Raw genomic sequence first — 12,027 nt, forward strand, 5'->3', positions numbered from 1 at the left:
GTCGAGCGCGGGCGTGCGCGCGGGGTTCGACTCGGCTCGGGCGAGCAGCTCCAAGCGGATGCCGTCGTCTTCAACGGCGACGCCGCCGCGCTCGCCGCCGGGCACTTGGGGTCAGGCGTCGGACAGGCCGTGGCCAAGACCTCGCCGTCCGAGCGCTCGCTCTCTGCGATCACCTGGAACCTGGTCGCACGCACCGAGGGTTTCCCCCTCCTGCGCCACAGCGTCTTCTTCTGCCGAGACTACCCGGCCGAGTTCGAAGACATCTTCGGCCGCGGCCAAGTCCCGAGCGAGGGCACCGTTTACATCTGCGCCCAGGATCGCGGCGCCCACGACGACGCCGCACCGCAGGGACCGGAGCGTCTACTCTGCCTCCTCAACGCCCCCGCAAAGGGCGATCGGCACCCATTCGACACCGCGGAGATCGAGCAATGCGAGCAGCGGGCATTCTCACTCCTGGAGCGCTGTGGGCTCCAGGTTCATCGGACACCCGAGACGAGCGTCGTCACGACGCCGGCCGTCTTCAACCAGCTCTTCCCGGCGACCGGAGGGGCCCTGTACGGCCAGGCGTCGCACGGATGGAGGGCCTCCTTCACGCGTCCGCCGTCGCGCAGCAAGGTGCCGGGGCTCTATCTGGCGGGAGGGAGCGCGCATCCGGGGGCCGGGGTGCCGATGGCGGCGATGTCGGGACGCCTGGCGGCAGCGACCCTGCTCGAGGACCTCGCTTCGACCTGAAGATCACGCCCGGCGGCTATCTGTGGTGGTATCTGGATGCGTTGAGCGATGACGGCGACCATGGTCTGACCATCATCGCCATGCTCGGCAGCGTCTTCTCGCCCTACTACGCCTGGGCGCGGCGGCGCGGCAACCCGGACCCGCTCGATCACTGCGCGCTCAATGTCGCGCTTTACGGCAAGGCCGGCAAACGCTGGACCATGACCGAGCGCGGGCGCAAGGCGCTGCGCCAGTCACCGGGGCGACTCGATATCGGGCCGAGCCATCTGACCTGGGACGGGACGGCGCTGACCATCGAGGTCAACGAGATCACCGCACCCATCCCCTCGCGCGTGCGCGGGCGGATTCGGGTGATCCCGGCCGCCGTCAACGCGCGCGAGTTCACGCTCGATCCGGCGGGACGTCATGTCTGGTGGCCGATCGCGCCCATCTCGCGTGTGGAGGTCGATCTGGAAAAACCGGCGTTGCGCTGGAGCGGGCACGCCTATCTCGACTCCAATCGCGGGGAGGAGCCGCTCGAAGACGCCTTCGTGTGTTGGGACTGGTCGCGCGCCAATACGCCGTCGGGCACCACCATGCTCTACGACGTGACCGCGCGTCACGGGACCGGCGCCGGGCTCGCGCTGCGCTTCAATGCCGCGGGCGAGGTCGAGGAATTCACGCCACCGCCGCGGGTGCGGCTGCCCACGACCGGGATCTGGCGCATCAAGCGCGGGACCCAGTGCGAGCCGGGACATCAGGCCCGCGTCGTGGAGACGCTGGAAGACACGCCTTTCTATGCACGCTCGCTCGTGGAAACACGCTTGGCCGGCGAGACCGCGACCTGCGTGCACGAGAGCCTCTCGCTCGATCGCTTTGCCTCGCGCATCGTCCAGTTGATGCTGCCGTTTCGAATGCCGCGGGTCGGTGGCTGAGAAGACACTCAACCGCGCTCAGCGCGGTATGCGATGTTTTGGATGGGATCGGCGCCGGCAGACTTGACGACCGTTGGAGCCGGCGCGGTTGAGGATACGAAGAGAAATACAATCTTCAAGGGCCTGATCCGGACTCAAGGGCAAAGGCACGGATCGCGATCCGATCATACTTGCCCGAATCCAGCAGCGGGAGCCCGGCGACCCGCTTGAAGGCGCGGGGTCTCTCGGCGCCCGAGAGGGCGCCGTCGCACCAGCGCTCGAATGCCCGCTCGTCGAGATCGCCGCTGTAGACAACGACCAAGCGATGCCCCCAGATCGCATCGTCGAGAGCGACGACGGCCAGATCCGAGACGCCCGGGGCCACGCGGAGCAGCCCGTCCACACGGGTCAGCGAGATGTTGTTGCCGCCGATAACCAAGACGTCATCGGCACGTCCGACAACCCGGAGATCACCCTCCTCGTCGAGGCCGCCCAGGTCCGATGTCACGAACCAGCCCTTGTCGAGCCCCTGTCCCGGACGGCGTTCGGGGTTGGCGTAGCCGGCCATCAACATGGGTCCGCGGACCCGAAGCCGGCTCGGACCATCGAGCCCGTCGTGCCGATCGATCTCCACGCCCGGGAGCAACGGACCCACGCGACCGTCGGCTGGAACGCGCTCCAGCGCGGTCCTCGAGGTCGCAATCTGGGAGGCGGTCTCGGTCATGCCGTAGGTGAGAAAGATCGGCCATCCGGCAACGATCGCACGCTCGGCCAACACCGGCCTCAGGGCTTGTCCGCCCACCAGGACGACCCGCAGCGAAGGCGGAGGCACGGCACCCGACTCGAGCAAGCGGCCCAACATCGGCGGCACCAGAGAGATATGGGTTACCGCAAAGCGCTGCAGATCCTCGGCGACGGCCTGCGCATCGAATCCCTCGTGCAGGATCAGGGTGGCCCCCGCGAGCGTCCAGCGATGGATGATCGCCAGACCGCCGATATGACTCAGCCGCAGAGAACAGAGCCAGACGTCGTCGGATCCGAAACCCAGGCGGCGATTCACGGCCGCAGCCGAGGCGAGCAGGTTGTCGCGGGTCAGCATCACGACCTTTGGCCCGCCGCTGCTGCCGCTGGTCTTCACGAGTAGAGCGAGCGCGGAACCCAAAGGCCCGGACCCCAGGGACGCGCCCCCCGTTGCTATCGCGCTTGCAAGGCCGGTCGGGGTGAGGGTCGCGGACTCGGGAGACCACCGCCACTCTGATCCGGTTGCGGCAGCCAGCTTGAGGAGCGTACTCGGATCCAAACCGGTGCGATACGGCAGCAAGGCCGCCCCGACCCGCATGAGTGCCAGACTCATGACAACCGGCTCGTTCGCGGGGGTATCCGGACAGAGGACGACCTGTCCCGGGCGAAGCCCCTGCCGCGTCAACCCGAGCACACGTTCGCGCAGCTGCGTCTCTCGCTCGCGCGGATCCAGACAGGTGCCGCCGAAGAGAAGGCGGCCGTGAGAACCGAATCGATGTGACACGACGATGGATGGAGACGATCGGTCGGGGATGGGTCGACAAGGGAACCGAGACGGCCGGACTATCGGGCGAAGCGACCTACCAGCGCACCTCGAAGACACAGGATTCGTCACCGTTGGCCTGGCAGGCAACCTCGGTAACGCGCGCGTTCGGATGGACGAGCCGGGAGAACAGCCGCTCGAAGCTCCCGGCGTAGAAGTCACAGAGAGGCTCGTCGGCCGAGGCGCCTCGGCAGATCGGACCGTCCGTGACCGATAGCCGGGTGGGGCGACCGGGCGTGCCGTCGAAGACGCCGCTGCCGACGAACGTCCAGGCGTTGCGACGAATCGCCGAGATCAGCACACGGCTCGCGAGGCGGGCCGGCAGGATGACGAGGAGGCGCTGGACCGGACGCGGGATGCGATTGGCGAGCAGATAATCGCCCGTGCGCAATCCCGCATCGTGCGAAACGGGTCGAGCGACATCGAGACCCAATTGCTCGCGCAGCGCCGCCTGGAGCCGGGTGACCTCGCGCTCGTCGACCATCGCGCTCGGGAGCGTCGTCAGGTAATGTTCGAGCCCTGCAGCACTGAACACCTGCGCGACGACATCGGCACCGAGTGCCTCGCCGAGCGCCTCGGCGACACGGACGACGGCGTTGGGTCCGACCTTCGCGGTCGTACCGAAATCGGCCGGCGCGTTCACGGCCCGGCCGTCGCGCGCCACTGGGTGCTTCCCCAGTCGACGGAGGCGTCCTGCTCGACGCAGAGCCCGTGCAGCAAATAACGGCCTTCCTCGGTGACCCGGATCCCGTCGTCCGTCACCTCGAGTAGCCCGCGTCCGCCGTCGCGGCAGAGACTCTCGTACTCGCGCTCCAGACCGTGCGCGGATGAGGCGGGGAGCTCGAGGTTGCACATGAGATAGAGGATGGCCTCGCGGCGTCGCCGATCCTGATCGCTCAGCCGACGCCCCCAGGACACGGGAAGCAGCCCGGAGGACACGCAACGCTGCCAGGTCTTGAGGTCAGGAGCGTTCTGAACCAAGGCACCGCCGACCTCGCCGATCCCGCTCGGCCCGAATGCAAGCACCTGCTTGACCGGCATCGGGGTGTAGCCGATCGCGTTGCGATAGAGCCGGTGCTCGGCTTGGGCACTGGTCAGCTCGTCCGCCTCGCGCGCGAAGACATCCAGACCGACCCAGCGATAGCCCGCCGCCGTGAAGGACTGCACCGCCTGATGGAACAGGGCCAGCTTCTCGGCCACCGACGGCAGGTGATCCGCACTGATGGCGTGCTGGTGGGGCCTGCTGACGGGATCGTGGGCGTAGCTGAAACAGGCGATTCGGTCGGGCCCGAGCGCGACGATCTGGTCGAGTGTCTCCTGGAATCCCTCCGGCGTCTGGAAGGGCAAGCCGTAGATCAGATCGAGATTGATGCTCTCGAACCCGGTGTCGCGCGCCGTCAGAAAGACGTCGCGCACCATGTCGAGTGACTGGACGCGGCCGATCGCGCGCTGCACGTCCGAGTTGAGGTCCTGCACACCGAAGCTGATGCGCTTGAATCCGAGCCCGTAGAGAAGGTCGAGCTGTCCCGCCGAGGTCCGACGCGGGTTGCATTCGATCGAGGTGCAGGCGTTGTCCGCGATCCGGAAGTGGCGCTCGACGATCTCGATCAGTCGAGCCAGCTGAGGCTCGTTGAGATGGTTCGGCGTGCCGCCTCCGACGTGAAGCTGATCGGTGACGCGGCCGCGGCCGATGATGTCGGTGACCAACCCCATCTCCCGGTCGAGGGCGTCGAGGTACTGGTCGACCTTCTCCTCGCTGTGGGTGATGGTCGTGTTGCACGCACAGTAGAGACAGCGCACGTGACAGAAGGGGACGTGCACGTACACGGAGACGTGCTCATCGGGGCTGTCGCGCAGCCCCGTGAGCGCTTCTTTGTAGTTCGAGTCCGAGAATGCCGCGTCACCGCCCATTTGCGAGGTCGCCAAGGAACACCCCGGCGGCAAGTGTCCGAACCGCTCGAGGAGCTCGAGCGGTAGGCTTGAAGGCAGTGGAGGCGCCATGTCTTGAACCCGGTTAGTCAGGTTGGACTGCTGTCATCTTGGGCTTGGAGACGGCGGCCCTGACCGGCAGATCCGATTCCGAAATCTGTAGATCGTCCGGGGCGCCGCATGCCACGATCTTGACCGGCGTCCCTTTGAAATTCATGTCCGCGGACAGTTCCGGGCGATCGCGCTTCAACTGAGCGATCTCGTCGGCAGTCAGCACCTTGGACGCATCGAAGCCCAGATCCACCTCGGCCGACATCCCCTTCATCTTGAGCCGCTCGAGGTCGTAGAACTTCTTCGACGCCGTGGTCTTGGCGAAGGCCTTGAGGCAGCCGAGCATGTAACGTCTGCGAAACTTGTCCTTGATCCAAGGATACTCCAAGAAGCTCTTGCGCATGTAGAAGCGCGCGTAATTCTTCAAGACGCCCTTGAGCACCTGCTCGCGCGTCATCGCCTCGGGCTTCATGATCGGCGTCACGAAATTGTACTTGGAGTAGTCGCGAACCTCCACCCTGTCGCCCAACTCCTCGAAGAGCTCCGCGAAGGGCCACGGCGTGTACATGTTCCAGTTCGCCATGTCGGGCTTCCAGTCCTGGGCGAGCTTGTAGGTCTCCTCGATGGTCTCGGGCGTCTCGTTCTCGAGACCCATGATGAACTGGACCTCGGCGACGATTCCGGCCTGCTGCAGGAGCTTGACCGCCAGCTTGTTCTGCTCGACCGTGGTCTGTTTGCGGAAGGTATCGAGGTTCAACTGCGAGACCGCCTCGGTGCCGAGCGAGACGTGGACCAGTCCGGCCTTGCGGTACAAGGGCAGAAGGTCGCGATCGCGCATGATGTCGGTCACGCGGGTGTTGATGCCCCAATAGAGCGGGAGATCGCGCTTGATCAACTCTTCGCAGAGTGCGACGAATTTCTTCTGAAAGATCGTCGGCTCCTCGTCGGCGAGGATCATGAAGCCGACGTTGTAGTCGCGAACCAGGGTCTCGATCTCGTCGACGAACTTCTTGGGATCGCGATGACGGTACTTGCGCCAGAACTTCCACTGCGAGCAAAAACGGCAGGTAAAGGGGCATCCACGCGCGAAGTTCGGCACGGCGACCCGACAGTTGAGCGGGGTATAGATGTATTTGTCCCAGTCGAGCAGGGACCAGTCGGGCGTCAGGGTGTCCAGATCCTCGATGACGGGACGCGCCGGGGTTGCGACGACCTGGCCGTCGTCGTCGATGTAGGCGATACCCCAGATGCGCTTGCGGTCCTTAAGATGCGTGCCGGCCTCGATGGACTGCAGGAGCGCGACCGCGATCTCTTCGCCCTCGCCGCGCACGATGTAGTCGATCCAGGGCGCCTCGCTGAAGACCTGGGTATACATGAAGGTCGGATGGATACCGCCGAGCACGGTGACGCAGTTCGGAAGCACCTCTTTAGCGATCTGCAGCGTGGTCTGCGCCTTGTAGATCTGCGGGGTGATGGCAGTCGCCAGAACGACGTCGGGCTGGTTGACGCGAATGATCTCGCGCAGCTTGTCGTCCGGAATATCGTAGGTCATGGCATCGATGAACCGGATGTTCGTCATGCCCGCATGCTTGAGTGCACCGCCGATATAGGCGACCCAACCGGGTGGCCAGTTTCCCGCGATTTCCGCACCACCACAGTGATAGTTCGGCTGGATCATCAATATACGCATGAGAATTCCTCAGGAACGGGTCGAACGGGTAACGGCCATTCGAGCCTGATCGTATCAGTCCGATCTCGGGCGTAGCCGAGCTCTTCGTGCCGGCGACATCAGCGATGACACCGGGACAGGATGCCGCCGCGCAGCGTTGGCCTCGAGCTCTGCTCTATCCGAATCGGGTCGTTTGGTATCGCGCCGTCCGGGCGCGCATTGCTCTATACCTTAGCTGATTCCCGACCAGCTCGATATGATTCGCATCAACCGAGGCGGGCGCGACGACATCGTCTCTCCGACCCTCGCCTCGACCGGAGTTGCGAGTAAGCCTAGCCCAGTCCAAGACCGGGATCAAAGCGTGCCGGAGAACTGACGCGCCCGGATCCAATGTTCAGGGAAGCTCCGTGATCGGGGCCCCGCCGCGACCGGGTGACGGCGAGGTCGCCGGCTGCCGCGACGCCTTTCGGGAGGCGACCATTCGCCGAGGCGATCCATCGGAACGCGTTCCGCTCCGCCCGCTTTCGCTATTCGCTTCCCCGCCCGGCGCCCCGTCGGCATCCCGCGAGGGCAACGCCCAGGCCCAGAGCGCTTCGTCCGGCAATGGAAGTACGAGGAACCAGTGCTCGAGGATCCCCAGCGCCAACAGGGTCGCCACCAGGATCAGGCTGACGACCTCGAACTCGCTCGCACCCGGGCTCAGCGCCCGGGACACCATCAGCACCACGATCAGGGTGGGCACGGTCACCGAGATCGGAAACAAGAGGTTCATGCTCCGCTTGGGCATGTAGGACTTCAGATAGGCCAGATGCTCGGGCAGCCAGTCGTTCAGATTGGGAACACCCAGGAAGAGATTGAGCTTGGCGCTCCAGCGCATCAGCCAGAGCACGACAAAGGTCCAGGTTCCGACCTGATTGGGCTCGCCCCACGAGATCACGACCAGGAAGGCGACCGCCGAGAGGACCGCAAACTCGTGATAGAGACTGGTCAAAATAGCGAGACCGAACCGCTTCCAGGCCACGCAGCCGGGTGGGCACGGTGTCTTGCGCGGCCCGGTCAAGAGACCGGTGAAATAACTCATCTCCAAGACACCCCAGACCACCACGCCGGAGGTGAAGGCGATGTAGGCCGCGCTCAGAGAGGTGGAGGTACTGCTGACGACCAGCGCAAAAACGGCAAACGCCAACACCGCGGTGCCGCCGAGCATCGTCCACCCGAAGGTGCGGCCCGGCAGATTGTCCAAATAGAGCACCACACCCGTGCTGAACCACCAGAGCCCGAGCGCGAAAAGAACGGGGTAACCATATTCGAGCATGAAATGCGCCCTATTCTCTGGCCGATGGCGATCGGAATGCCTCCGCTTCCGGGATCACCCCTGCCCTGCAGCGAAGGACCTCGCCTACGCCGGATCGAGGATCGACCGACGCGATTGCTCGGATGGAGCCGATCCCGCGGACGCGGGATGTCGAGGTCGGGGAGCCGGGATCATAGCAGGCGAGACGCCGTGCGAGCAGGGTTCGCTTCGTCGCGACAGCAGCCGGAGCAAAGGGCATCGCTCGCCCCGAGACCCGGCCGCAGCCTTACTGAACCGGCGGCGATGCCGACAGGAATCGGCCGACGGCGGCCTCGTTGGTCGGGCCGAATGCCCTGAGATCGATAAAGAAGTCGGTCGTTTGATCCTCCAAGGTAAAACGACCGTTCTCGCGAAGACTCAGCCGATAGGGCCCATCCAGAGCGACGCTGTGCATCCGACGCTCGCGCTCAAGCGTACGCAGTACGCCGCGGATGAAACCGTCCTCGCCCGGCGGGAGTGTCTCCAACAGCACCTCGGACTCGGCATCGTAGACCGCGAGATCGCCCTGGCCGACCTCGACGAAACTCAGATCGCGAACCGCAACCTCGGGGGAGACTGGAGCCTGGCTTGGATCAAAACCGGTGAGCCTTGCGACAGCGACCGCCAGGATCGTGAAACCGATCAGCGAGGCAACCGCGATCAGCATGCTCCGCGGAAACGGACGATCATGCAATTCAGTCAAGATTCAACCTCTTCAGGATGTCAATGCAGCGTCGGGGCCAGCGCGGTCGTCCGTGCCCGCTTCGGCGTGCTCCGCGCCCTTTTCGGTTTCCGCCAGATAGCGGTTGAGGGCATCCGAGAGGATCCCGGCGACCCGAGCCACGTCGGGGATCGCCCGGAGCATCGGCTGCGGTTTGGTGAAATGCCAGGGACGCACATGCGGCCACAGGACCGTGTAGGAGGTGCGCGTAGATGCGACCAAGACTATGGGGATGTCCCCGGTCTCGTCGCGGTGACGCTTCATCTGCGCGGAATGGATCTGCGCGAACGGAAAGTTCACGATCATCGGCAGTGCCACACCGAAACGCATCACCACGCGGCGCGTTGTAATGGTGTAGACCGTGGACCTCGCCATCGCCCAAGCCAGCAGCAGAAGGCCGCCGATCGAGACAACGCCGAGTGCCGTGATCCAGAGCGCGCCGACCACGACCTCGCTCGTCGTCTCCCCCGCGGAGAGATCCGCGAAGATCCGCCACACCAGAATGATGGCGAAATAGACGGCGACCTTCCGGACATGAAAGGCGCGCCGCGCCAAAGCGGTCCAGCGCGGCGCACCCTGCCAGAGCATCTCCTCGCCTGGAGGAAGATGCTCGGGCAAGCCCCGAATGGGCTCGAACTCATACTCTCTCACAGCAGAGGCTCAGACCGATCCGCAGCTGCGTAAAGTTGGCCACCGGCATAGTAGGCGCAGATCTTGTCCTCTTCGTAGAGGGTGACCTGATCGGGCTTGGCCAGACCGGGTACGTTCGCGAAGTGCTTGCCGGCGATCGACTTGACGTTGACCTTGCGGTTCTTCTTGTCGAAGCGCGTGAAGTTGATCGGCAGCAGGACCTGCTTGCCGCCCTTCGCCACCTTCACCTCGAGGTAACGGATCTGGGGCTCGGAACGGTCGACCCAGACGTCGGTCACTGTTCCGCCGACTTCGCCGTCGAATCCGACAACCGTCATACCGCGCGGATCCGGATCCTTCTCGGCGATCGAGAAATCGGTGGCGACGCGCAGCGGGACGATCTTGGGCGCGCCCTCGAAGGTCAGATCCGGATGCTTCTCGCGGTCCGGGGAAGCGGACGGGCCGAATCCCGACAGCATCGGATCGCCGTTCGGGATGAGCGGAGAGCCCGCGTACGGCTGTGCCGGCGTGGCATTGATCTTCCCGGCCGCCTCGACACGCGGCACGGAAACCGTCCCGCCGTTGTGCGGGAGCAGATAGGTCTTCGGCTCCGGCATCGACGGGAAGCCTTCGATCTTGACCTTGCCGCCACGCGTGGACTCGAGCGGATAACCTTCACGCTTGTTCTCGCGATGCAAATAGAAGACGAGCCCGGCGAAGAAGAACCAGAAGACATAGAGGACGAGCTGGGCGACGTCGATATAGCTGGTAATGGCTGCTGACATGATATGACCTCCGTAGGACGAAAGACTAACCGTTGACGCTGGTTAGGCCGAAGCGCGATGACCGTCGATGATTGGATGTGCTCGGGGGAGCGACAAGCCGATCAAGGTCGACCAACGTGGGAAAAACCGCTCTGGATCTCGATGTGATTGACGACTCCCTAGCCAATGAAAGGACCGGCCGAGGCCGGGCCGAAACCACGCCCGAGTGCCTTGCCGCAACCTTCCGCGGCATCGTCTGCAGGGGCGCACGGACGGCAGTCTCGAAACACCACACTCGACTGCTCACGCGGGCACCAGCTCCAGTGCCTGCGACGTATAAAAACCGACGGCGATCCGCCTGGTCCGTTGCGGCTGCCAGCCCGCGAGGGCCGACTCGGCAGCCAGGAGCGCGCGCAGCCGGTCCGGTCCGACCGGCACGATCGCGGGCGATCGGTTGCCGCGCGGAAAGAGCTGCCCGACGGCGTGCATGATGGCCAGCGCGGGCGTCTTGGGCGCGAAGGTGAAGAGGATCGAGCCACCGGTCCGCCCGGCCAGCCCTGCCAACACCTTCACGACATCCGCCGGCACGTAATGGATCAAGGAGTCCATGGCGACCACGTGATCGAAGCGTCCGTGGGCCGGATCCAGCATGTCGCCGGCCTCGAAATGAACCGACCCGGGGCCGAGATCCTTCGGGGTGCGCTCCTGCGCAATCTGGATCAGCGTCGGAGCGACGTCGATGGCAACGACCTCCGCACCCCGCCGCGCCGCCTCGAAGGCCAGTGCACCCGTCCCGCACCCGGCGTCTAGCAGACGCTTGCCGGTCAGGTCGGCGGGCAGCCAGTTCAACAGGGTCGCCCGCATGTCGTCGCGACCCGCGCGCACGGTGGCCCGGATGCGGCTGACCTTCACGTCGGATGTCAGTTTGCGCCAGGCATCGGCGGCGGTGCGATCGAAGTAGGTTTCGATCTCTTCGCGGCGCTCTTGATACGAGCCGTTGGCCATCAATCGAACCCCAGAAAATCAAAGATATCGCGGTCGCGCATGGGCTGCGCGTCCAATGGCTCGACCCCGTCCCACAGCATCTGGGCGAGGCGAAGATACTCGGACTTCGCATGCTCGAGTCCGTCTGCATCGTCCATCTCGAACAGGGTCGACTTCTTCAGCCGACTGCGCCGAATGACGTCGAGATCCGGCAGATGGGCGAGCCGCTTGAGACCCACCGCGTCGTTGAAACGGTCGATCTCGTCGGTATTCACACTGCGGTTGGCGATGACGCCGCCGATGCGAACCCCGTAGTGCTTGGCCTTGGCCTGGATCGCCGCGGCGATGCGGTTCATCGCGAAGATCGAGTCGAAGTCGTTCGCCGTGACGATCAGCGCACGCTCGGCATGTTGCAGCGGTGCGGCAAACCCGCCGCAGACCACGTCGCCGAGCACGTCGAAGACCACCACGTCGGTGTCTTCGAGCAGGTGATGCTGCTTGAGCATCTTCACGGTCTGACCGACCACATAGCCGCCGCAGCCGGTGCCGGCCGGCGGACCGCCCGCCTCGACGCACATGACGCCGTTGTAGCCCTCGTAGACGTAATCGCTCGGGCGCAGCTCCTCAGCATGGAAGTCCACGGATTCGAGGATGTCTATGACCGTGGGCACCAGACACTTCGTCAGCGTAAAGGTCGAGTCATGCTTGGGGTCGCAGCCGATCTGCAGGACGCGCTTGCCGAGCTTGGAAAAGGCGA

Annotated in this window: 12 protein-coding genes; 2 read left to right on the plus strand and 10 right to left on the minus strand. The window is 64.8% G+C overall.

Going from position 1 to position 12,027, the window contains the following annotated elements; genetic code table 11:
- Both VLR48_RS15750 and VLR48_RS15755 read left to right on the plus strand, forming a co-directional pair.
- A partial coding sequence (locus VLR48_RS15750) for a phytoene desaturase family protein (RefSeq protein ID WP_325292700.1) occupies window positions 1-732 on the plus strand: 732 nt, incomplete at its 5' end.
- A gap of 41 nt (window positions 733-773) precedes the next feature.
- Complete coding sequence (locus VLR48_RS15755; protein WP_325292701.1) at window positions 774-1,646, plus strand: carotenoid 1,2-hydratase; 873 nt, start codon at window positions 774-776, stop codon at window positions 1,644-1,646.
- A 115-nt stretch (window positions 1,647-1,761) separates the two neighbouring features.
- On the opposite strand, the gene VLR48_RS15760 is transcribed toward VLR48_RS15755, so the two are convergent.
- From VLR48_RS15760 to bchL, 10 genes are all read right to left on the minus strand, one after another.
- Window positions 1,762-2,979: an AMP-binding protein gene (locus VLR48_RS15760; RefSeq protein ID WP_325292702.1), complete on the minus strand. Its 1,218-nt coding sequence runs from the start codon at window positions 2,977-2,979 to the stop codon at window positions 1,762-1,764.
- 247 nt (window positions 2,980-3,226) lie between these two features.
- Entirely contained in the window at window positions 3,227-3,832 is a 606-nt protein-coding gene (gene bchJ / locus VLR48_RS15765) for a bacteriochlorophyll 4-vinyl reductase (protein WP_325292703.1), read from the minus strand.
- Complete coding sequence (gene hemN, locus VLR48_RS15770; RefSeq protein ID WP_325292704.1) at window positions 3,829-5,115, minus strand: oxygen-independent coproporphyrinogen III oxidase; 1,287 nt, start codon at window positions 5,113-5,115, stop codon at window positions 3,829-3,831. Before hemN ends, bchJ begins: the two co-directional genes overlap by 4 nt.
- Window positions 5,116-5,203: 88 nt before the next feature.
- The gene (gene bchE, locus VLR48_RS15775; RefSeq protein ID WP_325292705.1) at window positions 5,204-6,859 is read right to left on the minus strand and encodes a magnesium-protoporphyrin IX monomethyl ester anaerobic oxidative cyclase; all 1,656 of its coding nucleotides are present in this window, start codon (window positions 6,857-6,859) and stop codon (window positions 5,204-5,206) included.
- Between the two features lie 373 nt (window positions 6,860-7,232).
- Window positions 7,233-8,153: a putative photosynthetic complex assembly protein PuhE gene (gene puhE / locus VLR48_RS15780; protein ID WP_325292706.1), complete on the minus strand. Its 921-nt coding sequence runs from the start codon at window positions 8,151-8,153 to the stop codon at window positions 7,233-7,235.
- A gap of 265 nt (window positions 8,154-8,418) precedes the next feature.
- Entirely contained in the window at window positions 8,419-8,874 is a 456-nt protein-coding gene (gene puhC, locus VLR48_RS15785; protein WP_325292707.1) for a photosynthetic complex assembly protein PuhC, read from the minus strand.
- Between the two features lie 12 nt (window positions 8,875-8,886).
- Window positions 8,887-9,543, minus strand: coding sequence for a photosynthetic complex putative assembly protein PuhB (gene puhB, locus VLR48_RS15790; protein WP_325292708.1), 657 nt, complete (start codon window positions 9,541-9,543; stop codon window positions 8,887-8,889).
- Entirely contained in the window at window positions 9,540-10,307 is a 768-nt protein-coding gene (gene puhA / locus VLR48_RS15795) for a photosynthetic reaction center subunit H (RefSeq protein WP_325292709.1), read from the minus strand. Before puhA ends, puhB begins: the two co-directional genes overlap by 4 nt.
- Window positions 10,308-10,589: 282 nt before the next feature.
- The gene (gene bchM, locus VLR48_RS15800; RefSeq protein ID WP_325292710.1) at window positions 10,590-11,291 is read right to left on the minus strand and encodes a magnesium protoporphyrin IX methyltransferase; all 702 of its coding nucleotides are present in this window, start codon (window positions 11,289-11,291) and stop codon (window positions 10,590-10,592) included.
- Window positions 11,291-12,027: ferredoxin:protochlorophyllide reductase (ATP-dependent) iron-sulfur ATP-binding protein (gene bchL / locus VLR48_RS15805; RefSeq protein WP_325292711.1), on the minus strand; the 737-nt coding region annotated here is incomplete at its 5' end. The genes bchM and bchL, both read right to left, overlap by 1 nt.

Origin of the sequence: Thiocapsa sp. (assembly GCF_035467215.1) — a bacterium.
Classification (GTDB): domain Bacteria; phylum Pseudomonadota; class Gammaproteobacteria; order Chromatiales; family Chromatiaceae; genus Thiocapsa.

Bases quoted from the DNA above. Each gene is read 5' to 3' on its own strand.
- VLR48_RS15760 (WP_325292702.1), bottom strand. From the start codon at position 2,979: ATGAGTCTGGCACTCATGCGGGTCGGGGCGGCCTTGCTGCCGTATCGC.
- bchE (WP_325292705.1), bottom strand. From the start codon at position 6,859: ATGCGTATATTGATGATCCAGCCGAACTATCACTGTGGTGGTGCGGAA.
- puhE (WP_325292706.1), bottom strand. From the start codon at position 8,153: ATGCTCGAATATGGTTACCCCGTTCTTTTCGCGCTCGGGCTCTGGTGG.
- puhA (WP_325292709.1), bottom strand. From the start codon at position 10,307: ATGTCAGCAGCCATTACCAGCTATATCGACGTCGCCCAGCTCGTCCTC.
- bchM (WP_325292710.1), bottom strand. From the start codon at position 11,291: ATGGCCAACGGCTCGTATCAAGAGCGCCGCGAAGAGATCGAAACCTAC.